Below are 26910 nucleotides of genomic sequence, written 5' to 3' on the forward strand. Positions count from 1 at the left end.
ATATTATGACTTTTCCGATTTGCTCACTGAGTTGCGACTCATGCCCAAGGCGCTAAGAAATAATTTCTTGTGAACAAAAATTGGGGATAAGGCGCCCAGTAGGTCGGGGTTGCGGTTTTTCAAGGTTAACCGCAACGACTCACAAACTTCAGGTGCACTTCTCGCCTCTAGCCCACACGTGACATAATTGAGAAGCTCTAACTGTATGCAAATCGATTCAATGTCTCCCCTGTTGAGGCCATGAAACACCAGCGCGGGGATGCGAGACTTTGGTGGCAGCCACTGGGACAGCTCCCATGAGCGAAGGTTGCCAAACACATATGCCATGCGATCCTTTTGATTTTCATATACACAAGGAGGATTGCTGATGATAATAGTTTTGATTGCCGCCTCAGTGAGGTGGCTATGTCGCTGAAGTAACGGAATATGGCTAGCCAGCTGGATGCGAAGTTCTCGTGAAATGTTCGGAGAGATCGTCAGATCTTGGCACCGAACACTCCTTAGTTTGGCGATTTCCAGAGTCGGATGGGTTGCTCCGTTCTGAGGGGAAGCTTGTCGACTCTCTGTGCTCACCACAGGCCGGTTGATGCCAGGTGCATTTTCCCCGCTGGCAGTATTAGTATTTGTCTGCTGTGCTGTACTCGTTTCCTGCGTCATCATCTGTTCCCCGATGGTCAGTCCCGTGCAGACTACCTGCCACGTTGGCACCCACCCCGGTCCCGAAATGCCCTTGAAGGGTACAACGAGGGGGGAATCGGCCTCTGATGAACGACGATACGGATTTTCCAGAATACGCAAGCGCCCCAGAGAGCCCCCGTGGAGCGGAGGAAGGTGAGGATGGGGATAGCTGAAAATGGGCTTGTGCTAATACTATCTAAGAGGAATCAGTGATTTAGCAATCTTTCGAGGCTGGCGGTGCGAGCGGGTGTCGCAAGTGAAAGGCTGTTAGGGAGGCGTCACGCAATGTTCTGACGGAACATCGTGTGTGTTCCGCATGCGGAACGCACACGATGCTCGATTATCGGTACGTCAATCGGATTCATTCATACGTATCGATGAGGCTACGGGTCAAAAAGCTCTTGGCGATGCCTGAGGATGGTTGCCTTAGACCGCTCATGGGCTTTCCTGAACGTTTCGGCCACTTTTTCCTTTGGCGCGAAACCTCTCCCGACAATGCTGGCTGTGCCAAGTGTCACATATTCGCCATTGCGCTTTCGGCTGCGAAGTACCTTTGGCTGTATGTCATCCGGCTGTGAATATTTCTCAGTCATATTTTCCTCCACTGATATGCTCTGTTTATGAATTTTTTGTCGAAAAGTCAAGTGATGCATGTTGTTCGAGCCACTGACAATACATCATGTTAGCCTCTGGGGCTTTTCGATTTATGGTTAATTGATCATCCGAGACCCAATATTTTTAGGATCCCGTAGGTTTCGTCACGCGGGACTCAACGGTTAGCTATACAACTCTACTATTGTCATCTGATTGCGAATAGTTATCAGAAAAACAAGAATTTTTGTTAAATAAGTAGGCGCGGGCTAGTCACAATTGGTGTAAAGCATGGCTCATGAGCGTCAAGAGATACCCGGGAGGCATGTGATGAAGGAGATGCTTACATTTTTGGCGGGGGTGTCGCCGATCCTATTTATTATGATCGCTACTATTGGAATGGGGTGTTACGAGCTACTTAAGCGACATAGAAGCCGCCACGGACGGTGATGACTTTATTGTAGGGGCCCGGATGATCGGATCGCCTATAGAAGTCATCCTCTGATAGCAGCCACGGAGCCTCTACAGCATTTCATCCGGGAGCAGGTTCATGGACATCAAGCTGCACAAGCAAGCAACGACAACACCGAAGATCCGAGCCGAGATTCAGGCAGCGCCCTCCAGCATCACGGATAGCGAGCTGGCCCGCCAGTATGGCGTCTCCCCTGCGACCATCCGGCGCTGGCGGTACCGTGAAGATGTCCATGACCGACCGCACACGCGTCACAACCTGCTGCCCACGCTCACGCCCGAGCAGGAGGAGGTGCTGGTCGCGGCTCGCGAATTCCTTCGCCTCGGCCTGGATGATATCCTCATCGCGGCGCGTGAGTTCCTGAACCCTCGCCTGTGTCACGCTCCGGGCTGCATCGCATGCTCCGGCGGCGCGAGGTGCCGACGGTGGCGATGATGGGAATCCTCGGCACAAGCCCTTCAAGGACTTCGAGCCAGGCTTCGTGCATATCGACATCAAGCACTTGCCTCAGATGCCCGACGAGCAGCAGAAACGCTACCTGTACGTCGCCATCGATCGCGCTACGCGCTGGGTCTATCTGGAGTTCAGGTGCAGTCAGTCCTCAAAGGATGCGTGGGCGTTCATGAAGCAGGTGGAAGAAAAGACACCATTCAAGATTCGGATAGTGCTGACGGATAATGCCAAATGCTTCACCGATGGCTTCACACGGGCGGGTGAGCGCAAGTCCAGCGGCCACCACCCCTTCGATCAGGAGTGCCAGGCCCATGCTATCGAACACCGCCTGATCAAGCCGGGAAAGCCGCAGACGAACGGCATGGTGGAACGCTTCAACGGCCGCATCAGCGACGTGCTGGCGACTCGGCGCTATACCTCAGGCGAGGACCTGCAGCAGACGCTCAAACATTACATGTGGCTGTACAATCACCACATCCCGCAGAAGGCACTGCACCATCAATCACCCATTGCGGTAATGAAGGAGTGGCATGCCAAACGTCTAGAGTTATTTACCAAGCGGGTGGTCAATCACACTGGAGCCGAAACCTAACGAACAGAAATCGTATATGAGCCTGATGCCTCTGGGAAAGGGAGCAAAGCAGCCCAAAGTCTGAGACTTGCACAGAACGCCATGGCGGAATCCGGATATATCGCCGCTTTACAAAAGGCAGACTAGAAACGGCAAGAGAAAACGGCAGCCAGGGGGATGCGTAAGCTGATCCACATCGCCTATCGCATCCTCAAGACGCAAACCGAATATCGACAGTAAACCGCCTGATGAGGTGTCGGTGGGCGGTTAGGACAGGTCGTATCTAATAGCTCTAGGCGAGCAAGCGCGCCGATAAGGGCATGCATTTTACTTGCGATTATGAGGCTGTTGTTGATAATGTCCCCACCCCCCTCCCTGTTGGGCGATCCCAAAAATAGCTTCAGGGGAGCCGCGCAAATGCCGAAAGGAGATATGCCCTTGCCTAGCACGGCACTCACACTGACATCATATTTTTGGGTATGTGTCTATACTCATTAGAGTCGAGAGATGGGCTGAGATAAGCTGCACGATGCCGTTTCATCATTCCAATTAACAGCAATGGTAGCATGTTCGATACCAAAGTATGTTCTCAGTTCGTTTTCGATTGAGCGAACCACAGCGGGGGCGTCGATATCGAACTCCGGTCGCACATGCAATGTAGCCAGCGTGCGCCCGGACGTAATAGACCAGACGTGAACGTGGCTGACAGAAACTATGCCAGGTACTGCCGAAGTGATATGATGTTTGACCAGATCAGGCTTTGCATTCTCAGGTGCGCCTTCAAGCAGGATGTGAAGTGATTTAATCAGGAGCTTCCAGGCACTACGCAAGATAAGTAGGGCGACGAGCACCGAAAGTAGCGGATCGATAGGAGTCCAGCCAGTGAAGTAGATAGCAACTGCTGCAATTACTGCACCGACCGAGCCTAACAAATCACCTATAACGTGAATGACAGCACCTTTGATATTGACGTGCTCGCTGTCCCCGCGCGTCAGAATCCAGAATACGAGGGCGTTGACTAGTAGGCCTGCGATAGCTACGCCGAGCATGGGCCCTGCAAGCACTACATGCTGCTCCTGTAAACGCCCCCAAGCTTCATAACCGATCCAAATGACAATAGCGAATAGGGTGATTGCATTAATGAAGCCCGCAATAACCTCAAGCCGAAGGTAGCCAAAAGTGTGCCTTGAGTCAGCTGAACGCCGCCCAATACGAAATGCCCCGTAGGCAAGAGCCAACGCCGCTGCATCAGTCAGCATATGGCCGGCGTCGGAGATTAATGCCAGTGAACCTGAGATGAGACCACCGACCAGTTCAATGATCATGAATGTGAAGATCAAGAAAAAGGATATAAGCACTTTGCGCTCATTGTCGACAGTTACGGTCGGCGTGTGAGAGTGATCATGAGAGTGGTCATGAGAGTGGTCATGAGAGTGTGAATGAGACATGGTCATCTCCTAAAAAATATGAAGGTATAAATACTTTTTTATATGGTTTTTGTCATGCTGTGATATGGTCCATGATGCCTGAAGGCACAGCACGATTCGGACAGCTAAATCGCTTACCGGCTTTGAATACATTGTCTGCAAAAAATTGCCACACTTCGGTGAAGAAGTGCAGCGCATTGACTACAGCACGCAGCAGGTCCAGACCGGCCAAGCAGCCAGGTTCGTGGTACGTTTGCCGCAAAGGCTCTACCAGCGGTGCGAGGCCCAAGTCAGTCGCCAAGCTGCTTGCCAAGGTGGGGCCTAGGACGGCTTCCACTAGCGTGGCCGAAGGATGATGGGCCGCAGCACTAGGGCGGCCGTAGTCAGATTCTTGTCGATTAGCGCGATGGCTTGGTGCAAAGAATAGGTGTCGGTAGCTTTGGTGTTCCAGGTTTCAAACATGACTCACTCGTGATGAGGCGATTCGATAATGGCTGCCTAACGATATGATACGCAAAAATGACGTTCTGGACTGGTCGTTGTGGCTGGAGTCGTTCCATATTAGTATTTATATTCTTCTCCTAGGTGAGCGATAATTTATTTAGCAAGTCCGCTCGTGTTTTTAAGTAGAGGGGTAGTAGGCATGTGACACATGGAATAGTTGTTCGAATGTAAGGCGCGATCATTAGTTTTCTGCAAATAGTCTGTTGGCTGATATCGTTGTAAAAGCATCCATCCTTTTGGCACTATGATCAGCAAAGCGCTTATCTCTATTATTGACTAGTAAGCTGCTGTTTATGGTAGAATTCCGTTGTGAAAGAACAGCCATCGACCACTGCCCATGTCGTTCACGCAAGGGTCGGGATAGAGGCGTTTATCGGGTGATCGTTACCCCAGCCTTGACCCGACCCTGGCAAAGGTATTGCTTATAGGGTGGTGAAAAAAGGCATGAAATTTAGAGACCAACAAGCGCCGGGAGGTCTCTAATATCACGAATCTCGGTGGCACCGTAGCCCTGGCAGTAAGGCTCATGATTGCGGTTGACGAACGCCTTGTTCTTGATACCCATCAACTGCGCTGGGATCAGATCGTAGCGGAAGCTGGAGGAGACGTGAAGCAGCTCTTCCGGCGCGCAGCCGAGCGTGTCGATCATCGCCTCGAAGGCGGCGAAGCGCGGCTTGTAGACCTTGAAGGTGTCGGCGGTGAAGACCTCGTGGAACGGTACCTCGAGCTTGGTTACGTTGAAGTCGATCTGGTCGTTGCTGGCATTGGAGTAGATGACCAGCGGGATCTTGCCGGCAATCTTCGACAGGCCTTCGATCACGTCCGGGTGTGGCCCCCAGCTCGGTACGGCATCGTAGTACTTCTGGCCAACGGCATCGTCGTACTTGATTCCCCAGCGTGCGCAGGTGCGCTCGAGAGCGGACTTGAGGACCTCGACATAGGGCCTCCAATCACCCAGCACCGCGTCATAACGATAGGCGCTGAAATCGTCGACGAAACGATCCATGCGTTCGGGTTCGGGAATCTGGTCCGCAAAGAATTCACGCGTCAACTTGCCCATCTGGAAGTTGGTCAGGGTTCCGTAGCAGTCGAAGGTGATGAATTTGGGGCGGAATATGCTCATGTCGTTATCCTTATGCAGGGTGGTTTAACAGCGGGGTGACCTTTGCACCTCGCATAAATTGATTAGACCATCCTGGGGGTGGCAGATGATGTCTAATCGGTGGTCGTTGAAGCACAAAACGCCGTTTTTATGGGCCTCGCTGGCACAATTCATAGCACGCTGTGATAGCCGAAAATTCCGCCATCGAGGCCATTCCTTGACATCCTCCCCCCAACTGCGGATGTGCCTCTCATTCAGCGAATACCGCCGACGCACAGGTACTTTATCTCGATGTAGTCGTCGATGCCGTACTTCGAACCCTCGCGGCCTATCCCCGACTCCTTGACCCCGCCGAAGGGCGCCACCTCACTGGAGATGATGCCTTCGTTCAAGCCGACGATGCCGAATTCCAGGGCCTCCGCCACTCGCCAGGAGCGGGCGAGATCACGGGTGTAGAAGTAGCTGGCCAGGCCGAAGGGGGTGTCGTTGGCCAGCGTTATTGCGTCTTCCTCGCTATCGAAGCGGATCAGAGGTGCCACCGGGCCGAAGGTCTCCTCGCGCATCAGCAGAGCGTCACGGGAGACATCTGTGAGGATCGCCGGTTGCAGGAAGTTGCCGCCGCGGGCATGGGACACGCCGCCCGTCAGCAGGTGGGCACCACCCGCCACGGCATCCTCGATATGCTCCTGCACCTTGGCCACGGCGCGTTCGTCGATCAGCGGCCCCAGCGTGACCCCTTCCTCGAAACCATCGCCCACCGACAGCGCCTCGACTGCGGCCTTGAGTTTGTCGGCAAAGGCATCGTAGACACCGTTCTGTACCAATACCCGGTTGGCGCACACGCAGGTTTGGCCGGTATTGCGGAACTTGGATGCCATCACCCCGGCCACCGCAGCGTCCAGGTCGGCGTCGTCGAAGATGATGAAGGGCGCATTGCCGCCCAGCTCCATGGACACCTTCTTCACGGTATCGGCGCAGCGCTGCATCAACTGCTTTCCGACCTCGGTGGAGCCGGTGAAGGTGAGCTTTCGTATCGTGGGGTTGTCGGTCAGTTCGTTGCCGACCACCGACGCCTGCCCGGTGACGATATTCAGCACGCCCTTGGGCACGCCAGCCTGCTCGGCCAGCTCGGCCAGCGCCAGGGCCGAGAACGGCGTGGCGCTGGCTGGCTTGATCACGATGCTGCAGCCCGCTGCCAGGGCGGCGGCGGCCTTGCGGGTGATCATGGCGTTGGGGAAGTTCCACGGCGTGATCGCCGCCACGACGCCGATCGGCTGCTTGAGCACCAGGGTGCGCCGGCCGTCGCTCGTACTGGGGATGATGTCGCCATAGACCCGCTTGGCCTCCTCGGCGAACCACTCTATGAAGGCGGAACCGTAGGAGATCTCGCCGCGTGCCTCGGCCAGGGGCTTGCCCTGCTCCAGGGTTAGCAGTTGCGCCAGTGCCTCCTGCTGCTCCATGCACAGCTCGAACCAGCGCCGCAGGATGACGGCGCGCGCCTTGGCGGTCATGGCGGCCCAGCCGGCGCTGGCCGCTTCGGCGGCGCGGATGGCGCCGCGGACATCCTCGGCGGAGAGACTGGGCACGCTGCCGATCGCCTCACCGGACGACGGGTTATGGACCGTCAGGGTCCGGCCATCGGCGGCCGATACCCAGGCGCCATCGATATAGCACTGTTCACGCAGAAGGGTTGTCGCTTGTTTCATGTCGATTCCTGTTTTTCTCGTTGGTGAGTCGTGGGGGCTCAATAGCCACGTTGACGGTCGACGACCCCGATCAACTCGCGGCCTTCACCATGGCGGGCGATATTGTCCAGTACCGTTTCGACGGCACCTGCCGGCTGGGTCATGCTGGCCACATGGGGCGTCATCAGGACCCGCGGGTGATGCCAAAGTGGGTGGTCGGCGGGCGGCGGCTCGGGATCGAACACGTCCAGCACCGCCGCCGACACCTGCCCACTGTCCAGCGCCGCCAGCAGATCCGCGGCGACTAGATGCGGGCCACGGCCGACATTGACCAGCGAGGCGCCACGCGGCAGGCGCGCGAACAGCTCGGCATCGAGGATGCCGCGGGTGTGATCGGTCAGCGGCAGCAGGCAGATCAGGATCTCGCTACCGGCGAGGAACTCCGTCAATTCGTCGTTACCGGCGAAACACGCCACGCCCTCAAAATGGCGGCGGGTGCGGCTCCAGCCGCGGCAGGCAAAGCCCAGGGTGGTCAAGCGATTCGCCACGGCGGAGCCCAACTGGCCCAGGCCGAGGATGCCCACCCGGCACTGCGAAGCGGGACGTACCCGCAAGGCCTGCCAGGCCGCCTTACGCTGCTGGTCGATGTAATCGATCAGGTTGCGGTGCAAGGACAATACCGCCATGGCGACATACTCCTGCATCGTGGTGGCGATGCCCGGCTCCTGCATGCGCATCAGAGGCACGTGATCGGGAATGGCGTTCAGATCGAACTGATCGACGCCGGCGCCGATGGAGAATGCCAGCTCGAGATTGGGGAAGCGTTCGGTGAGATTGTCGGGCGGCTCCCACATGGCGAGATAGCGTACCGCCCCGGGATCCCCGACATCGGGCCAGAGGCGAAAATCCAGATGAGGGGCCTTCTCGGCGAACAGCCTTTGCCACTCACGGCCGCGCTCCGGGTCTGCCTTGTAGACGAAACTCGTCGTCATACCTTTTCTACTCCTTCTGCTCCTGGCGTTTCGCACGGCGCTTTCGCATGGAGGCAGGGGTTACCCACGTTGTCTGACGCTACGGGGGTAAGCCATGGGGCAACGCCCCATGGCTTACCCGGTGCTGATGCTGTGTCGGTGGTATTACGAGGACGCCGTATGGCAGCACGAGCAGGCTTTCTCGGTGCTCCCCTGAGTGGCCTGCTCTTCCGGGGCCGACGCTGCGGGCTCGCGGTCGGCTGAGGTGTAGAAAGCGTCGGCGTGGATGTTGTCCGCCGGCACGCCGCGGCCCAGCAGCAACTCGGTGGCCGCTTCCACCATGGGCGGCGGGCCTGCTAGGTAGGCCCGGCAGCCGGTCACCCTCTCCCAGCGTATCGCCATCACCTCGGTCACCAGGCCGGTGCTGCGCCCGGTGGCGCCGCTGGGCGCCGAGAGCACGATTTCGGTCCGCAGGTTGCCGTGGCGTCTGGCCAGTTCCTCGAAGTGGGGTTCCAGGTAGACGTCGCGCTCATCTCGGGCCCCGAAGTAGAAGTGAATCGGCTGACGCATGCCGGCGGCCAGTGCCGTTTCCAGAATCGACTTCACCGGCGCCAGGCCCGAACCGCCTGCCACCACCACGATGGGGCCGCTGTGGCGTTCGCGCAGATGTGAGGTGCCGTACGGGCCTTCCACCTGAACGCTATCCCCCACCGCCAGTTCCCGAGCCACATGGGCACTGGTGGCACCTCCCGGCACATGCCGCACGTGGAACTCGATGATGGGCTCATCCGGCCGGTTGGCCATGGAGTACTCCCGTGGCGGGCAGCCGGGGAAGGTCACCTGGGCATACTGGCCGGCGGTGAAGGTAAGGGGGTCGCCACTTGCGACCTGCAGACGGACCCGCTTGATGTCGTGGGTGACGTCGTCGAGTTCCGCCACCACACAGTCCAGTTTCTGCAGCGGGTGGGCGGCGAGTTCCTCGTCGTCGCCGAGCCAGGCGATAGTGCAGTCGCTGCGAGGCATGGCGCGACAGGCGAGCACCAGGCCGGCGTCACGCTCCTCCTCGCTGAGCGAGAAGCGCGTATGGGGGAGCATCTCGACCTCGCCATCCACCAGCCGCGACTTGCAGGCGCCGCAACGGCCGGCCTGGCAGCTGTGGGGGTAGGCGATGCCCTCCGCCAGGGCGGCATCGAGGATGGTGTCGCTGTCTTCCACGGTGATGGCCTTGCCGGCCGGCGTGATCTGAACGTCGTGGCTCATGTTCTTGTTCTCCGAGCGTTGTTTAGGCGCCTCTCGCTTGGGTGAGGCGCGTTGTCAGTCAAGCGGCTTGCGTGACCGGGTGGCCAACCGGGGCGGCCTCATCCGCTTCGATCACGATCGGCGGCTGGAAGCCCTTGAGGCGCAGCGCGTTGGTGAGCACGCAGATGCTCGAAGCGGCCATGGCCACGGCGGCGAAGATCGGCGAGAGCAGGATCCCGAAGGCGGGAAACAGCGCGCCGGCGGCCACCGGGATCAGCACGGTGTTGTAGGCGAAGGCCCAGAACAGGTTCTGCTTGATGTTCCGGATGGTGGCCCGGGACAGCGCGATGGCATTGGGCACGTTGCGCAGGTCGCCGGACATCAGCACCACCTCAGCGGACTCGATGGCGATGTCGGTACCGGTGCCGATGGCGATCCCTACGTCGGCCTGGGCCAGCGCCGGCGCATCGTTGATGCCGTCACCCACGAAGGACACCAGGCCGCCTTCGGCCTGCAGGCTCTTCACCGCATCCACCTTGCCGTCGGGCAGCACCTCGGCCACCACCTTGTCGATGCCGAGGCGGCGGGCGATGGCCTCGGCGGTGCGCCGGTTGTCGCCGGTGATCATCGCGACCTGCAGGCCCTCGGCGTGCAGCGCGCGGATGGCGGCTGGTGTGGACTCCTTGATCGGGTCGGCGACGGCGATGATGGCGGCCAGGTGGCCGTCGATGGCGGCATACAGCGGGCTCTTGCCTTCGTCGGCGAGGCGGTGCGCGGTCTTGGCGAAGACCTCCACGTCCAGGCCCAGCTTGCGCATGTAGCGGTCGGCACCGACGTCCACCCGATGGCCATCGACCTGTGCCGCGACACCGAAGCCGGGGATCGCCTCGAAGTCCTGGATGGTGGCGGGTTCCAGCCCGCGTGCCTTGGCGGCGTTGACGATTGCTTCGGCGATGGGGTGTTCCGACTGGCGCTCGACGGAAGCCACAAGGCGCAGGGTGTCGGCCTCGTCGACGTCATTGGCCACCACCAGGTCGGTGAGCTCGGGCCGGCCCCGGGTCAGGGTCCCGGTCTTGTCGAGGGCGATCACCTTGGCGTCGCGCAGCGACTGCAGGGCTTCGCCCTTACGGAACAGCACGCCCATCTTCGCCGCCTTGCCGGTGCCCACCATGATGGAGGTGGGGGTGGCCAGGCCCATGGCACACGGACAGGCGATGATCAGCACGGCCACGCCGTTGACCAGGGCGAAGGTCAGCGCCGGGGCGGGGCCGAAGATCAGCCAGATGCCCACGGTAACCAGGGCCGCGGCGATCACCGCCGGCACGAAATAGTTGGTGACCTTGTCCACCATGGCCTGGATGGGCAGCTTCGAGCCCTGGGCCTGCTCGACCATGCGCACGATCTGCGCGAGCAGGGTGTCCGCGCCGATCTTGGTGGCCTCGAAGGTGAAGCTGCCCACCTTGTTGATGGTGCCGCCGACCACGTCCACACCGGCCTCCTTGCGCACCGGCACGGGTTCACCGGTGATCATCGATTCGTCGACGAAGGAACTACCGTCGATGACCTGGCCGTCCACCGGGACCTTCTCGCCGGGCCGCACCAGCACGACATCGCCCTGGCGTACCTCATCGATACCGATCTCCATTTCCTGGTCGTCGCGGACAACGCGGGCGGTCTTAGCCTGGAGCTTCATCAGCGCCTTGATCGCCTCGCTGGTGCGGCCCTTGGCGATGGCCTCGAAATAGCGGCCGACGAGAATCAGCATGATGATCACCGCCGAGGCCTCGAAATAGACGTTCACCGTGCCGGCCGGCAGTACCTGGGGCAGGAAGGTGGCGACTACCGAATAGCCCCAGGCGGCGGAGGTGCCTAGCATCACCAGGGAGTTCATGTCCGGGCCGCCGCGCATCAACGCGGGCCAGCCCTTCTGGTAGAAGCGTAGGCCGGGGCCGAATTGCACGATCGAGGCCAGAACGAAGAACAGATAGAACAGGTTCTGTTGTCCCATGCTCATCTGCAGCCAGTGATGGAGTCCTGGAATGAAATGCGAGCCCATCTCCAGAACGAAGAGGGGCAGCGTGAACACCGCGGCGATGGTGACCGTGCGCTTCAGCTCGGTGATTTCCCGTTCCCGGGCCTCGCGCTCACGGTCGCTGCGGTCCGGTGCGTCGCTGGCGCTTTCGGCGTCGTAGCCTGCGGTCTGCACCGCCTCGATCAGAGCCTGCGGGGTCACAGCCTCGGCGATCACTTTCAGGGTCGCCGTCGCCGTGGCGAGGTTGACGCTGGCGTCGAGCACGCCGGGTATGCCGGCGAGTTTGCGTTCCACGCGGCCGACGCAGGAGGCGCAGCTCATGCCCTTGACAGTCAACTCTAGGGTGTCGGTGACGGCTGGATAGCCGGCGCTGTCCACCGCCTGCACAACACCGGCGATGTCCGCCTTGTCGTCGGTGAAGGCCACCTGGGCGCGTTGGGTGGCCAGGTTGACGGAGGCGTCGATGACCCCCGGCACACTGCGGATCGCCTTCTCGACTCGACCCACGCAGGAGGCGCAGCTCATGCCCTCGATCTCCAGGGAGTATGAAGCGCCCATGTCAGGGGTCTCCCCCTTGGTCGATCCTATCTTGGTGATGTTATTGGTTGGCATGGTCTAAGTTCCTCTGGTGTGCCGCAGTTGTCGGTGTGCTTAGGAACTTGGACCTTCCCAAGATGGGAAGGTCAAGGGGCGGGGGTCGGTTTTTTATAGGGGGTGTCGACGGAGGGCGGCGTGGATGTCCGGCTCGTCCAGGGCGGCGTCGAGGGTCGAGGACAGACGCTCGATGAGCCGATCGATATCCTCTGGGGAGCAGCACAACGGTGGCGCGAAGCCCAGGATGTCGTCGGCGAAGGCGCGGAAGATCAGCCCCCGTTCCCGGGCCAGGGTGAGCAGCCGGTCGGCCAGGCGCAGCGAGGGGTCGGGTTTGGTCTTGCGCGCCTTGTCGGTGACCAGCTCCAGGGCCCCCAGCAGGCCCCGTCCGCGGGACTCACCCACCAGCGGGTGGTCTTCCAGTTCGCGCAGGCGCCGTTGGAAGTACTGGCCCACCCGCTGTCCGTTGGCCAGCAGGCCGCCTTCTTCGTAGAGCCGCAGTACCTCCAGGCCCACCGCGCAGCTCACCGGGTGGCCGGAGTAGGTGAAGCCGTGCCCGACCGGCTTGCCCGCGGGGGCGTTGTCGGCAATACCCCGGTAGATGCCCTCGCTGAGTACTACGGCGCCCAGTGGGGCATAGCCGGACGTCAGGCCCTTGGCCATGGTCATGAGGTCGGGGACCACGTCTTCGTCTTCCAGGGCGAAGAGCGGGCCGGTGCGGCCGAAGCCGGTGATCACCTCGTCCACCACCAGCAGGACGCCGTATTCACGGCAGACCTGGTGCATGGCCTTCAGCCAGCCGCGGGGCGGGACGATGATGCCGCCCGAGCCCTGGATGGGCTCACAGAAGAAGGCCGCCACGTTTTCTGCGCCTAGTCGCTCGATGGTGGCCCGAAGTGTCTTCACGGACTCCGCGATGATGGCTTCCTCGGATGGCCCGGCGAGGTGGCGGTAAGGATAGGGCGAGGGGATATGGTGCTGGAACGGTGAGGGGCCGTCGAAGTCGTCATGGAACACCGGCAAGGCGGTTAGCCCTGAGCCGATGCTGGTCGATCCATGGTAGCCGCGTTCCAGGGCGATGAAGTGTTTGCGCTGCGGTGCGCCGGTGACGTTATGGTAGTAACGGACGAAGCGGACGGCACTGTCGACGGCGTCCGAGCCGCCGAGGGTGAAGTAGACATGGTCAAGATCACCCGGGGTGCGCCGCGCGATGGCCTCGGCGAAACGGATGGCTGGCTCGCTGGCATAGTGGAAATAGCCGGTGGCATAGGGCAGTTGGCACATCTGCCGGGCCGCCGCCTTGACCACGCTGTCGTGGCCGTAGCCGATGTTGACGCACCACAAGCCGGCGAAGCCGTCGAGGTACTCACGCCCCTCGCTGTCGCGTAGATAGGCGCCATTGCCGGATTCGAGGATCGTCGCTCCCCTCCGCTCGTGCTCGCTCCAGGAGGCCACCGGATGCACCAGGTGCGCGCGATCCAGCCGCTCTAGATAGTCGTTCCCCATTCCGTGCCTCTCCCTCACTTGTGTCTGTGCTTATGGTATGGATTGAGATGCCTGTACTTTGTAGACAAAATAATGTTTGCAAAATACCTTAGTCAATATATCTTTTACACTGAAGCAAAAATAAGACGAGGCAGGGCGCCCCGTGAGAAGTCCTTCGCTTTATGCTGCTTCGTCCTGGAGGGGCTATGCCGGGCATTCGTCGTAGAGGTGCAGACCATCAAGATGCCACGGACCATGTCGTTGTACATGAACCACCAGGCGCGCCGCTGGACAACAGCAAGGTGTCTCAGGCCTGGTTTCTTGACCTTCCCAGCATGGGAAGGTCTAGCTTTCTAAGCATTGTCATGCGTCTTGACCTTCCCACTATGGGAGGGTTTAGGTTTCTAAACATTGCCATCACGGCACGCTAGAGGAGCTTGGACCATGCCGACCAACCAAATCGGTATGCCTGATGCCAACGTCAATCTGGTCGCGGCAATGGCCGCCGAGAAAATGGTGACCGAGGCCTTAATCCCGCAACACATGATGAGATGAAGAGTAAGAACAAGAGGGTGCCCCGCGAAAGGTTCTGCGCTACATGCGCTTAGCACAATAACAAGCTAGAGGGATAGACAATGTTGAATATTCGAAATTACCTGAAGGTGGCTCCCCCCTTTCTCAAAGGGGCTGCGGTCGCTGCCATGATCAGTCCGATGGCCGCCTCCAGCTTGGCAGCTTCCGATGGGAAGGTCGTTTTCGGCGAGCTCTTCACCCCGGCGTCGGGATGGGCACTGGAGACCATCGATTCCTACGTGCTGTCGCGAGCTGGCTGCCTGGAGTCACTCACGTACATGGACTACGACGCCTCGATAACACCGGCGCTGGCCGAGTCCTGGGAGCAGGTGTCACCGACGGTGTGGGAGTTTCAGTTACGCGAAGGGGTGTCGTTTCAGGACGGTACTGCGTTGACGCCGCAAGTGGTCAGCGATGCGCTAAACCGGGTGCTGAATGTGGCTTCTCCACCGCGGGGATTCAATCCTAGTTTGGTCGAGACTGTGGAGCCGGCGGGTGAGCACACGGTACGTATCGTCACCCAGGAGCCGGACGTCTTCATGCCTAATCGCGTGGCCAGCACCAATACCGGCATCCTGTCGCCAGCGGCATTCGCCGATGGCCGTATCGACCCGGTGGGCCACTGCACCGGCCCGTTCGAAATCGTTCGCGAGATTCCCCGTCAGGGCCTGGAGCTCAAGCGGAATGAGGACTATTGGGGGGGAGAGGTGCAGTTGGATGAAGCAGAGGTACGCTACATCCCCGATGGACAGGTACGCTCCGGGATGGTGGAGACCGGCGAAATTCATATTGCCCGTCAGTTACCGGCATCGGCACTGGCAGAGTTGGAGCGCTCGGAGTCGCTGGAAGTGAAGACCATTGAGGCGCCGCGGACCACGACGCTCTACCTCAACAATCATGCCGCACCACTGGACAACATGAAGGTTCGCCAGGCGATTCAGGGTGCCATCGATGTGGCGGGTATTGCCGAGGCGGTCTATGAAGGCTCGGTGGAACCAGCGGTGGGTCAGTTCTCGCCGAACACGCCCTGGGCGCCGGAGAATGCCGCTGTCGTACCTCAAGACCTGGAGCGGGCCCGCCAGCTACTGGAAGAGTCGGGGGTGCCGGTAAGCGAGTTACAGTTCGAGCTGCTGGCTTATGAAGAGCGTCCGGCATTGGCTGATGTTGCGGCGGTGATCCAATTCCAGCTCCAGCAGGTGGGTATACAAGCCAATATCCGAGTCTCGGAGTATGGAGCGATCGAGCCGCAGTTGCTCGCAGGCGATTTCGACATGGTCTTGCTGTCGCGGGGTTACCTCACCGATGTCGCCGATCCGGTTGGCACGCTGGTGGCGGACTATAGCTGTGACGGCAGCTATAACCTGGCCGGGTTCTGCGATCCCGAAGTGGACGCCCAGTTGGAGCGGGCGAGCGCCATGGTGAATCCCGAGGAGCGCAATGCCATCTATCGAGATATTGCGGCGCGCCTGCAGGAGGAGGCGGTGAATGTGTTCCTGATCCACGAGACCATCAGCGAGGCGGTATCCAACCAGGTGGAGAACTACCAGGTGCATGCCTATGAACGCACCGCCTTGCACAAGGACCTGAAGATCAACTCCCAGTAGTGATACTCCTGAAGGGAAGCGCTGGCGAGCACGGGATGTCAGCGTTTCCTTAATCACTGCGCCGCGCCGAAGCGGGAGTAATCGATCACTGGGAGGATTTCAACATGTGGATTTTCATATTGCGCCGACTCGCAGTGCTTGCGCTGGCCCTATTGGTCGTATCGTTTCTGGTCTTCCTGATTCCTTACCTGGGAGACACGGACCCGGTGCGGGCGCTGGCTCGGGCACGTTTCGGTCGCTTGGATCTGGATGCAGACGCCATCGAGGCGCTGCGCATCGAGTTGGGGATGCACAGGCCCTTGCTGGTGCAGTACCTGGACTGGCTGGGCAAGGCCGTGACCGGCGATTTCGGTAATTCGTACATGAGCCGTGAGCCGGTCATAGGGCAGGTCTGGTCGGCTCTCAAGGTGTCCATCGTGTTGACGTTGGCCGCCCTGGGGTTCGCGTTCGCCGTCGCCGTCCCCTGTGGCAGCTTCGCGGCTCTGCGCCAAGGCAGTACCTTCGACTCCATCGTCAAGTCGCTCAACCAGGCATTCGTGGCAGTGCCGGAGTACTGGCTTGCCCCCATGAGCATCCTGGTCTTCGCCCTCTATCTGGGGTGGTTGCCGTCGGCAGGCTGGCGGGGGCCGGCGTCGGTGATCCTGCCGGCCCTCGCCTTGTCGCTGCGGCCCATGGGCTATTTCACCCAGGTCATGCGCGCGTCAATGATCGATGTGCTCAACTCGCCCCATATCGTCGCGGCGCACAGCCGGGGACTCAGCATCCGACGCACGCTGATCGCCCATGGCTTGCGTAATGCGCTGCTGCCCGTAATCACGCTGTTCTCGGTGTGGATGGCGGGCCTGCTCGGCGGTGCAGTCGTCATCGAGGTCATCTTCGCTGTGCCTGGTATGGGGCGGCTGGTCTACTCGGCAATTGTCAATGGCGACCTCCCGGTCCTGCAGGCGGGTCTCGTTGCGATCGTCACCTTTGCCGTGTCGATCAATACGCTCACGGACCTGGCCTACACCCTTCTCAATCCAGTGGTGAGGATCGACAATGCCGCAGCTTAATACCCCAATGTCGCCGGATCGCGTGCAGGGCATGAGGTCGAGAATGGGTAACGTGCACATGGCGTGGTCCTTCGTTATCCATCTCTCCCGACACAACCGTACGCTGTTGCTGGCCAGCTTCGTGTTCGCCACCGTGATCGCGATGCTGTTGCTGACTCCCTGGTTCGCCATTCACGATCCGGCAGACATGTCCCTTAGCGGTCGCTTCTCGCCACCGAGTGCGGAACACTGGCTAGGGCTCGATCACCTGGGGCGGGATGTGTTCAGTCGTCTGCTCCATGGTGGCCAGTTCTCGGTCTCCATCACCGCGATCACCCTAGTGATATCGGCCGTCGTCGGTACGCTTCTGGGGGCGATCAGTGCCCGCGTCGGTGGCGCAGTGGACGAATTTCTGATGCGCATCGTGGACCTGGTCATCTCGTTTCCGGATGTGCTGGTGGCGCTGTTCCTGGTCGCTATTCTGGGGCCGGGCTACGGCACACTGATCCTGGCGCTGACCCTGACCGGCTGGACGCCCTTTGCACGCATGGCGCGCGGACTGGCCCTGGAGATCAATTCCAAGGACTATATTCGCGCGGCGGAGATACTCGGCTGTTCACGCACCTTCATCATCCTGTACCACGTGATTCCCAATGTTCTGAGGCCGCTCGCGACGATAACGTTCCTGCGCTTCGGTCACAAGCTGATCACAGTTGGTAGCCTGTCCTTTCTAGGGCTCGGGGTGCAACCGCCCGATACGGATTGGGCCGCGATGCTCGCTGAAGCGCTGCCCTACCTGGATCGTGCTCCCTTCCTGGTGCTGATTCCCGGTTTGGCAATCTTCATTACCGCGCTGAGTGTCACCCTGATCGGGCAAGGCCTGGAGGCTCACATGGATGAAAAAATGAAGTGGCGTCATGATGACAAGTGATTAATATTTTCCTGATGATGAGGGATAAGCCATGATGAAACTGCATGTGGGTCCCAAACCCGTCCTTCGCTCGACAATGTCGAGCATGGTCACCGAACAGATTCGCGATGCCATCCTGTCCGGCGTCTATCCACCGGGCATGCAGTTGAACGAAAAGCTGGTCGCCGAAAGCTGTGGCGTCAGTCGCGGGCCGGTCAGGGAGGCTATCCAACGCCTCCTGCAAGAGGGACTGCTTACCAGCGAGCCGCATCGAGGGGTTTTCGTGCTGGAGCTCACGGAACACGATCTCGAGGACATTTATTTCACCCGTGATGCGGTAGAGCGCGCCGCATTGCGGCGTATTGTCCATTCCGGTCGCGGAGAGGAGCTTTCCGTTCGGCTCATGGCGGTCGTGGAGTCTATGAGTCAAGCCATCGAGCAGGAGAAGTGGACCGAAGTCGCTGCCTTAGATATCCGTTTTCACTCCGAGCTGGTGAATTCCGCCGGCAGTCAGCGGTTGTCCCGCCTGTATGCCACGCTGATGGCGGAAATGGGGCTCTGCCTCAATAAGCTGATCGGGGTGTATCGCGGACGTGGGCGGCTGCTTGAAGAGCATAAGTTGTTGGTGAACCTGATAGCGAGCGGTGACGCTGAGCAACTCGATAAAGCTATGGCCGAGCATCTTCAGGAGCCGGTCGACACCATCTGTAAAGCCTGGGAAAAGTCGAGACAAACGGCTGCTCAATCAGCCGTCACAGACAAGTAGAAGCAGGAGGCGAGTCGGCATAGTGGATGTCGAATAGGCGTGGCTAGCCACAATCACCCGCACAAACACAACTCAGAGGGGTTCCAAGATGCTTGCCAATCAAACAACCATACAGCATCAGTTACGAACGGAGGAATGTGCCCCAGTTCTTGAAGTCGAAAATCTCACAGTCGGTGTGCCTGGAGTCGGCGCCATTATCAATGATTTGAACTTGACGGTTCGGCGCGGTGAGGTCCTGGCCTTGGTAGGCGAGTCAGGCTCTGGCAAGAGCATGACCGCACGTAGCTTGATGCGCCTGATGCCCTCCGGCATCTCGATTCTCGAGGGATCGGTACGTGTTGGCGAGGAAGAAGTGCTCTCCCTGTCCGAGGACAGTTTCAATAAACTCCGCGGATCCAGGATCGCGATGCTGTTTCAGCAACCCCACGTGATGCTGGATCCGACCTGCACGGTCGGTGCCCAGGCCGGCGAGGCGTTGCATATCCATCAGCACCTTTCCGCCGAAGAAGAGCACGAACGGGTCGTCCAGTTATTCCGCGACGTGGGGATCCCGGAGCCCGAAGAACGGATGAAGTGCTATCCGCACCAGATGTCCGGGGGGATGGCGCAACGAGTGATGATCGCTGCTGCACTGAGTGCCGAGCCCGACCTACTCATCGCCGATGAACCCACGACCGCGCTGGATGTCACCGTTCAGGCGCAGATCCTCAAGCTTCTGGATCGCAAGCGCCGGGAGAGCAATCTTTCCATTCTGCTGATTACCCATGACCTCTCCGTCGTCTCTGCGATCGCCGACCGGATAGCCGTGATGTACTCGGGAGAGATCGTGGAGCAGGGCACGACTGACGAGATCCTGCACAACCCCAAGCACCCCTACACCCAGTCGCTGATTCACTGCTCACTCCTGCAAGCCAATGAGTCGGGGCAACTGTATGCAATTCCGGGAAATCCCCCAGAGCTGCTGTCGAAGATTCCCGGATGCCGGTTTCATTCGCGCTGCCAGGTCGCCGAAAAGTGGGGGCACCCCGAAGTCTGCTCACGGGTCGCCCCTCCGATGGTCGAGCATGATGGCCCCGACTGCTGCGCACGGTGCTGGGTCGGGGCATCAGGTGACATCCAGGACCAGGCCATAAGGATCTGTCAGTCCGACGTGGAGGGTAAACATGATGGCTGTTGAGGCACGAACCGACCCCACGGTGCCGATTCTTCGCATTGCGGACGCCGTAAAATACTATCCGTTGCGTGGAGGCCTATTACGCAAGCGTCGGCAGGTGCGATCCGTAGATGGTATCAGCCTCTCGGTGGCTCCGGGCGAATCCCTGGGACTGGTGGGCGAGTCGGGTTGCGGCAAGAGCACGCTGGCTCGGCTGATTCTCGGCATGTCGTCACTGACATCGGGCACTATCGATATTGACGGTATCGATGTCTCGTCGGCCAGCCGAAGCACAGGCAAGCGACTGCGACGTACAGTTCAATTGGTGTTCCAGGATCCGTTCAGCGCCCTGGACCCCCGCATGACCATAGGACGGAGCCTGTATGCACCGCTGTCCCAGAATCGGATCGGCACCCGGACTGAGCGGCTGCAGCGAATCATCCGTGCCTTGGACGATGTCGGTCTGGACGCCAGTTTCATCGATCGCTTCCCCAGCCAGTGCTCCGGTGGACAACTGCAGCGAGTGGTGGTCGCTCGTGCCCTGCTGCTCGACCCACAAGTGCTGGTGTGTGACGAGCCGACGTCGGCGCTGGACTCCTCCATGCGTTCCCAGATCCTCAACCTTCTGGACTCGCTCAAGCAACGTTACAACCTCACCCTGCTGATCATCTCGCATGATCTTCGCGTGGTACACCACCTCTGTGAGCGGGTCGCCGTGATGTATCTGGGGCGCATTGTGGAAATCGCCGAGAGTGAGGAACTCTTCAACAACCCCCGTCATCCATACACTCGCTCGCTGATCAGTGCCTCCATGCTCGAGGAGAAAGGGCTAGAAGGGTGTGCCGCGATGCGCGGTGAACCACCAAGCCCGGTCGCACCCCCGCCTGGCTGCAGCTTCCATCCTCGTTGTCCGATTGCCAAGCCAGAGTGCAGCCGTGCCCTCCCGGAGTTGATCACAACCAGTGATGGGCATCAGGTCCGCTGCCCCTACCACGCCGCCGATTCGCAGGAGAGTGCCCCCGCCAGACGTGCACACATGGCGGCAGTGGGGTCCGGTTAGAGGCACCGATCATGTTCGAACCGCTACGCGACTGGCGATACCGCCGCCTGTTCTCGGCCCAGTGCATCGCACTGCTGGGCACCGGCCTGACCACCATCGCTCTGGCACTGCTGGCCTTCGAGCTGGCGGAGGAGCGGGCGGGGGTGGTCATGGGCACGGCGCTGGCCATCAAGATGGGGGCCTATGTCGTCGTCGCACCGCTGGCTCAGGCCTTCGCCGAACGCTTGCCCCGGCGTAGAGTACTGATCCTGCTGGAACTGCTGCGCGGGGCAATAGTGCTTGCGCTGCCCATCGTCACTGAGGTGTGGCAGATCTACGTGCTGATCTTCGTGCTGCAGTCGGCGTCGGCGGCTTTCGCCCCGGCGTTGCAGGCCACGATTCCCGCGGTGCTGCACGAGGAGTGGCTCTACGTCAAGGGGCTCTCGCTGACCCGGCTGGCGCATGATCTGGAAAACCTGATCAGTCCACTGCTGGCGGCTTATCTGTTGACCCTGATGTCCTTCAACTTGCTTTTTCTGGGCACGGCACTGGCCCTGTTCGCTTCGGCCGTCATCATCGCGATGACGGCGCTTCCACACTTCGAATGTGCTCGGGAGCGCGGCTTCGCGACCCGGGTACTCCGCGGGGTGACGATTTTCCTCCATACCCCCTGCCTGAAGGGGCTCACGGCCATCCATTTCGCTATCGCCGCGGGTGGCGCCATGGTGGCGGTGAACACCGTGGTCTACGTGCAGAGCGTGCTGGGGCTGGGGCAGCGGGACGTGGCGCTGGTCATGGCCTGCTTCGGTGCCGGTTCCATGACCGTGGCGCTGCTGGTGCCCTACTTGCTCAAGCATATGGAAGACCGCACCATCATGATGGCCGGCTGCATGGTCACGGTGCTCGCGCTGAGCCTAGGCGCGATCGTCCCGCAGTCCCTGTCGAACTTGCTGTTGCTATGGCCTCTGCTGGGGGTGGCCCTGGGCGCAGGGGTGACCACCGCGGGCCGAGTGTTGGTAAAATCGGCTAGGGAAGATGATCGCCCTGCCGTCTTCGCGGCACACTTTTCCATCGCCCATGCGGCCTGGCTGGTGACCTACCCCGTTGCTGGCCTCGTGGGGTCCCAGGTCGGCCTGGACACGGCCTTCCTGGTGCTCGCTGTGCTGGCCACTCTGGGCACCCTGCTGGCCATGCGCGCCTGGCCGGCCGGACTCGTGCTGACTGTGGAACATGAGCATGTCGACTTGTCCCCCGGAGATCCGCACCTGGCGGATGCCCATGGCGGGCGCCACGTCCATTCTATCGTGATCGATGACCTGCATGGCACCTGGCCGACGGCAGGGGGCAGAGTGGGGCGTCTGTAAAAGGCGTCGCTTATTCCTGTCTGGCCTCATGTCGCTTTGGGCCAGGCAAACCGAGTACTGAATCGTTGCCGGAAACTGTCATTTTCCTGGCTTAAGGGGATGCTGGAATTCCTGCCATTTTCGCCAGCACTTTTGATATATTTTCGTGGTTTGCTCCAGGAAAGAAGCAACAAATGCCGGGACGTGCGCCGTATACTGATTGTATATAGCGGATACCGGCGGACTGCTCGGTTTCGACCGACGTTCGATTATCCTAACCTTCAAATAAGGTTCCTGCTGTGTCCCCATCGATAAAGTACATCCCAAGTGATGAGCATCTGCCATCCTCTGCTGACGTCGTTATCATTGGTGGCGGTATCGTCGGCGCAACTGCAGCCTATTTTCTAGCCAGACGGGGCCTTTCAGTCGCCCTGATCGAGAAGGGCTATGTCGGCTGCGAACAGTCGAGTCGCAATTGGGGCTGGTGCCGTCAGCAGAACCGTGATGCCCGGGAATTGCCGCTCTCCGGTGCCGCCATGAGGCTATGGGGTGAACTCACGGCGGAGATTGGCACTGACCTCGGATTTCGTCGGTGCGGCCTCAAGTACGCGACCGATGATCCCAAGCAGCTCGCCGAATGGGAAGCCTGGCTGGATACGGCGCGCCAGTTCGACATAAATACGAAGATCCTGAGCGCCGCGGAGGCGACCTCCGCGATACCGTCTGTGGGGCGCAAATGGCTGGGCGGCGTCCACTCCGTCGATGATGGCAAGGCGGAGCCCGCCATCGCGGCGCCGGGGATTGCCGAGGGGGCGCGCGCCCATGGAGCCAGCATCCACCAGAACTGCGCCGCCCACGGTCTCGATATTACCAATGGCGCTGTGACGGGTGTGATCACCGAAAAGGGTGTAATCCGGACCAATGCGGTCCTGTGTGCAGCAGGCGCCTGGGCATCGGCGTTCTGTCGGCGACATGGGCTTCGCTTCCCCCAGGCGAGCGTGCGCCAGACCGCGATGCGTACGCGTCCGGCACCGGACATCGGGGACGTGATCTACACGCCGGATTGCGCGCTTACCCGCCGCCTCGATGGCAGTTATACGATGGCCATCAGTGGCAAGGCACGGCTTGAAATCACCCCCCAGGGCCTCCGTTATGGGAAGTCCTTCCTGCCCATGTTCATCAAGCGGTTGGGCGCCATGGAGTTCGGCATCGGCAAGTCCTTCATTCACGGCCCGGAAGGGCTGGCAGGCTGGGGTTCGGCTAAGTCCTCCGCATTTGAGCGCATCCGAGTGCTCGATCCCACGGCCATGCCCGAGACTGTTACCGATATCCTCAAGCGGGTCAGAAAACGTTTCCCGGCACTGGCGAACATTGAAGTGGCCGAGACTTGGGGGAGCTATGTGGATTGCACGCCCGATGCAGTGCCGGTGATTTCCGCCATGGATGGGATATCAGGCTTCTTTCTGGCAGCGGGTTGTTCCGGGCATGGGTTCGGCCTGGGGCCGGGGATCGGTCATTTGGCTGCTGACCTGGTCGCCAACGATACCCCCTGTGTCGATCCCGAGCCCTACAGCCTCTCGCGCTTGCTCGATGGCTCGAAGGTGGAGGTAGGTGCGATTTAACTCGGACTAACCGTGACCAGCGTTGCTTGTATCATTGGCGACACTCCACCTGCGTCGCGCCTTGAATGGGCTCTTACAGTGGCCGTCATGCAGCTAAATGCAGATCAAGGAGAATCAACAATAGCGAGTCAGGATTCCATGGAAAAAACCACGCTTCGAACGCTCGAAACACCGTGTCTAATGCTTGATGCGGACCGCATGGGCCGCAATGTCCAGCGTCTGAAATCCCACCTGGCCACCCTTGCGCTCGGGTTGCGGCCGCATCTGAAAACAGGGAAGTCGGTGGAGGTGGCCCGCCGGGTCATGATGAGCGATGCAGGTCCGGCAACGGTTTCGACGTTGAAGGAGGCGGAGCAATTCGCTGCCGCCGGTGTGCGCGACATCATCTATGCTGTCGGCATCGCGCCCGGGAAATTGTACCGAGTCCTGGCCCTGCGCGCAGCGGGTGTGGACCTTGCCGTCATTCTCGATAGTGTCGAACAAGCGCGCTTTGTGGCCGACGCTTCTCGCGAAGCAAAAACGCGCATTCCGGCGCTGATTGAAATCGATTGCGACGGCCATCGTTCGGGCGTGCTGCCGGACGAAACCGAAAGACTTGTTGAGATCGGCCGCGTCCTTCACGACGGGAGAGCTGAGTTGCGCGGGGTGCTCACTCATGCCGGCGGCAGCTATTCCGCTCGGGACCAGGCGTCGCTCGAGCAGTGTGCCGAAGAGGAGCGCGCGGGGGCGGTCAAGGCGGCGGAAGTCCTGCGTGAAGCAGGGTTGCCATGCCCTGTGGTCAGTGTGGGGTCCACGCCCACGGCCCATTTCAGCCGGGACCTCAGCGGAGTCACCGAAGTCAGGGCCGGCGTTTTCGTCTTCTTTGACCTGGTCATGGCCGGCATTGGCGTCTGCACGGTGGACGATATCGCCCTCTCGGTACTGACAACGGTTATCGGGCACCAGCCGGACAAGGGCTGGATTCTCGTCGATGCGGGCTGGATGGCCATGTCACGGGATCGCGGCACCGCCAAGCAGGAGGTCGATCAGGGGTACGGTCTGGTCTGCGACGTGCACGGCAAGCCCTATGACGACCTGATCGTGGCGGACGCCAATCAGGAGCACGGTGTCATCGCCCTGCGCCCCGGATCAGAGGGCATCCTTCCCGATCTGCCGATCGGTACTCGGGTCCGCATCCTGCCCAACCATGCCTGCGCCACCGGCGCCCAGTATGACAGCTATCATGTGGTTCGCGACGGTTCCGATGTCATTGAGGCCGAATGGCCGCGATTTGGAGGCTGGTGATGAGCGATAGCAGCCAATCCGATATTGTGACAGTCATGACGGATCGGGCCCCTGCGCCGGCCGGTCACTATTTCCAGGCCACGGTCTGTGGCGGCATGGTCCATGTGTCGGGCCAGCTGCCGGTCCGTGCCGACGGCACCCATCCTCCCGAGGCGTCTTTCGGCGATCAGGCCCGGCAGGCGCTGGACAATCTGCTGGCGGTGGTCAGGGTGGCCGGCAGTTCGCCGGAACGTTTATTGAAGGTCACCGCGTATATTGTCGGCGTGGAGAATTGGCCGCACTTTAATTCGGTATTTTCCGAAGCGCTCGGCGACATCAAGCCAGCCCGGGCGGTGGTGCCCGTTCCAGAATTGCATCATGGCTATCTGGTGGAAGTCGACGCCGTCGCGGCAGTCGATTCGAAATAATCCGATAGATGTTAATGGTACGGACGTAAAAGGAGACACCGACTTGTTCGCGCGACTGCGGGAATCAGTCAGTGTCTCATTGGCGCTGGCGATTAGATAGTCAGATGACGTTCGACGAGTGCGACATGCAGGCGAATCCCGGTCGCCAGGACATCGTCGTTGAAATCGTAATGGGGATGATGCAGCGGTACTTCCCCGTCGCTGCGACCCTGGCCCAACCAGATATAAGCGCCCTCGCATGCCTGCAGCATGAACGCGAAATCCTCCGAGGTGAATGCCGGATCCGGCGCGAGTTCGGCGTGAGCGACGATGGCGGCGGCGGCGAGGGCTTCGTCGGCGGCGGCGGCGTTATTGATCGTCGCCGGGTAGTAGCGATTGTAGGTCACGGTCATCCGTGTACCGCTGGCCAGGGCCACGCCTTCGGCGACTTGCCGCAGGGCTTCCTCGATCCTGTCCTGCACCGCGCTATCGAAGGTGCGGACCGTGCCGACAACGCGGACCGCAGCGGGCAGGACGTTGTGCGAACTGCCGCCCGCAATCTGGGTCACCGAGAGCACCGCCGTGGACATTGGCGGAATCCGGCGTGACACCAGCGCGTTGAGCTGGGTGACCAAGTCGCTTGCCGCCAGGATGGCGTCCGGTGTCTGGTGGGGCATCGCGGCATGGGCGCCGCGCCCCTCCACCAGGATGTCGAACTTGTCGGCAGCCGCCATGATCGGACCCGGCCGCGTCGACACCGTCCCGGCCGGGAGATCCGGCCAGTTGTGCAAGCCGAAAACCCTGTCGCAGGGAAACCGGTCGAACAGCCCGTCCTCGACCATGGCCCGGGCGCCACCGTGTCCTTCCTCAGCTGGCTGAAAAATGAAATGAACGGTACCGTCGAAGCGGCGGCTACGCGCCAGCTGCTGGGCGGCACCCAGCAGCATCGCCACATGCCCGTCATGACCACAGCCATGGAAGATACCCGGGTTGCGGCTGGCGTAAGGCAGGCCGGTCTCCTCATGGATAGGCAGCGCGTCCATGTCGGCGCGCAAGCCAATGGCGCGATCGGAATTGCCCACCTTCAGGGACGCGACGACACCGGTTGCACCGATACCCGTGTGCACCTCTAGCCCGAGCTGGCGCAAAGCCTCTTCAATCTTGTTCGCCGTGCGGTACTCTTCGTAGGCCAGTTCGGGGTTTGCATGAATATCACGACGAAACGACACCAGCGGCGCCACCAGATCGTCGATTTCCGCTATTTTTTTAGACATTATCCAGCCTCCGTCGGGCAGCTTCAGCCATGTTCCGGTACCTGACCCTGCTGGTTGCCGGATAGGTATCGAATGAGATTAACGATCGGCAGCGCTGCTGCAATTTCACTGTATGCGCGTATGT

At 60.3% G+C, this 26910-nt stretch carries 19 protein-coding genes and 1 pseudogene; 11 read left to right on the top strand and 9 right to left on the bottom strand.

Annotation, left to right across the window (positions count from 1 at the left end; genetic code table 11):
• Positions 1–3: 3 nt before the first annotated feature.
• Complete coding sequence (locus tag DFP85_RS12370) at positions 4–657, bottom strand: hypothetical protein (protein ID WP_133636576.1); 654 nt, start codon at positions 655–657, stop codon at positions 4–6.
• A gap of 1162 nt (positions 658–1819) precedes the next feature.
• On the opposite strand from DFP85_RS12370, the pseudogene DFP85_RS12375 reads away from it, so the two are divergent.
• Positions 1820–2786 (top strand): annotated as a pseudogene (locus DFP85_RS12375) (integrase core domain-containing protein).
• Positions 2787–3259: 473 nt separating this feature from the next.
• Here DFP85_RS12375 and DFP85_RS12380 read toward each other — a convergent pair.
• The 7 genes from DFP85_RS12380 to DFP85_RS12410 form a co-directional block, all read right to left on the bottom strand.
• Positions 3260–4213 carry a cation diffusion facilitator family transporter gene (locus tag DFP85_RS12380; protein ID WP_133636577.1) on the bottom strand — a complete coding sequence of 318 codons (954 nt, stop codon included), beginning with the start codon at positions 4211–4213 and terminating at the stop codon, positions 3260–3262.
• A gap of 934 nt (positions 4214–5147) precedes the next feature.
• Positions 5148–5819, bottom strand: a complete 672-nt coding sequence (locus tag DFP85_RS12385; protein ID WP_133636578.1) for a haloacid dehalogenase type II — start codon at positions 5817–5819, stop codon at positions 5148–5150.
• Between the two features lie 233 nt (positions 5820–6052).
• On the bottom strand, positions 6053–7504 hold the full coding sequence (locus DFP85_RS12390; RefSeq protein WP_133636579.1) for an NAD-dependent succinate-semialdehyde dehydrogenase: 1452 nt from the start codon (positions 7502–7504) through the stop codon (positions 6053–6055).
• 38 nt (positions 7505–7542) lie between these two features.
• Complete coding sequence (locus DFP85_RS12395) at positions 7543–8475, bottom strand: 2-hydroxyacid dehydrogenase (RefSeq protein WP_133636580.1); 933 nt, start codon at positions 8473–8475, stop codon at positions 7543–7545.
• A 144-nt stretch (positions 8476–8619) separates the two neighbouring features.
• Positions 8620–9714 carry an NADH:ubiquinone reductase (Na(+)-transporting) subunit F gene (locus DFP85_RS12400; RefSeq protein WP_133636581.1) on the bottom strand — a complete coding sequence of 365 codons (1095 nt, stop codon included), beginning with the start codon at positions 9712–9714 and terminating at the stop codon, positions 8620–8622.
• A 58-nt stretch (positions 9715–9772) separates the two neighbouring features.
• A complete protein-coding gene (locus DFP85_RS12405; RefSeq protein ID WP_243737294.1) occupies positions 9773–12283 on the bottom strand; it encodes a heavy metal translocating P-type ATPase in 2511 nt (836 codons plus the stop codon).
• Positions 12284–12430: 147 nt separating this feature from the next.
• Positions 12431–13822 (bottom strand): aminotransferase class III-fold pyridoxal phosphate-dependent enzyme, encoded by a 1392-nt coding sequence (locus DFP85_RS12410; protein WP_133636582.1) that lies wholly within the window; start codon positions 13820–13822, stop codon positions 12431–12433.
• Between the two features lie 614 nt (positions 13823–14436).
• Here DFP85_RS12410 and DFP85_RS12415 point away from each other — a divergent pair.
• The 10 genes from DFP85_RS12415 (at position 14437) to DFP85_RS12460 (ending at position 25533) form a co-directional block, all read left to right on the top strand.
• Positions 14437–15978: an ABC transporter substrate-binding protein gene (locus DFP85_RS12415; protein WP_133636583.1), complete on the top strand. Its 1542-nt coding sequence runs from the start codon at positions 14437–14439 to the stop codon at positions 15976–15978.
• Between the two features lie 104 nt (positions 15979–16082).
• Entirely contained in the window at positions 16083–17030 is a 948-nt protein-coding gene (locus DFP85_RS12420) for an ABC transporter permease (RefSeq protein WP_133636584.1), read from the top strand.
• Between the two features lie 43 nt (positions 17031–17073).
• On the top strand, positions 17074–17940 hold the full coding sequence (locus DFP85_RS12425; protein ID WP_166644642.1) for an ABC transporter permease: 867 nt from the start codon (positions 17074–17076) through the stop codon (positions 17938–17940).
• A gap of 31 nt (positions 17941–17971) precedes the next feature.
• Positions 17972–18685: a GntR family transcriptional regulator gene (locus DFP85_RS12430; RefSeq protein WP_133636585.1), complete on the top strand. Its 714-nt coding sequence runs from the start codon at positions 17972–17974 to the stop codon at positions 18683–18685.
• A gap of 88 nt (positions 18686–18773) precedes the next feature.
• Complete coding sequence (locus tag DFP85_RS12435; RefSeq protein WP_133636586.1) at positions 18774–19862, top strand: ABC transporter ATP-binding protein; 1089 nt, start codon at positions 18774–18776, stop codon at positions 19860–19862.
• On the top strand, positions 19849–20898 hold the full coding sequence (locus DFP85_RS12440; protein WP_133636587.1) for an ABC transporter ATP-binding protein: 1050 nt from the start codon (positions 19849–19851) through the stop codon (positions 20896–20898). Before DFP85_RS12435 ends, DFP85_RS12440 begins: the two co-directional genes overlap by 14 nt.
• Positions 20899–20909: 11 nt before the next feature.
• Positions 20910–22241, top strand: coding sequence for an MFS transporter (locus DFP85_RS12445; RefSeq protein ID WP_133636588.1), 1332 nt, complete (start codon positions 20910–20912; stop codon positions 22239–22241).
• Positions 22242–22519: 278 nt separating this feature from the next.
• Entirely contained in the window at positions 22520–23842 is a 1323-nt protein-coding gene (locus DFP85_RS12450) for an NAD(P)/FAD-dependent oxidoreductase (RefSeq protein ID WP_133636589.1), read from the top strand.
• A gap of 138 nt (positions 23843–23980) precedes the next feature.
• Positions 23981–25126, top strand: a complete 1146-nt coding sequence (locus DFP85_RS12455; protein WP_208108507.1) for a DSD1 family PLP-dependent enzyme — start codon at positions 23981–23983, stop codon at positions 25124–25126.
• Positions 25126–25533: a RidA family protein gene (locus DFP85_RS12460; protein ID WP_133636591.1), complete on the top strand. Its 408-nt coding sequence runs from the start codon at positions 25126–25128 to the stop codon at positions 25531–25533. The genes DFP85_RS12455 and DFP85_RS12460 overlap by 1 nt, the downstream gene beginning before the upstream one ends.
• Positions 25534–25625: 92 nt before the next feature.
• Here the strand turns inward: DFP85_RS12460 and DFP85_RS12465 are convergent, their stop codons facing one another.
• On the bottom strand, positions 25626–26786 hold the full coding sequence (locus DFP85_RS12465; RefSeq protein WP_208108508.1) for a M20 aminoacylase family protein: 1161 nt from the start codon (positions 26784–26786) through the stop codon (positions 25626–25628).
• Positions 26787–26910 lie beyond the last annotated feature (124 nt).

The sequence above is a fragment of the Halomonas ventosae genome (genome assembly GCF_004363555.1).
GTDB classification, from domain to species: Bacteria; Pseudomonadota; Gammaproteobacteria; order Pseudomonadales; family Halomonadaceae; genus Halomonas; species Halomonas ventosae.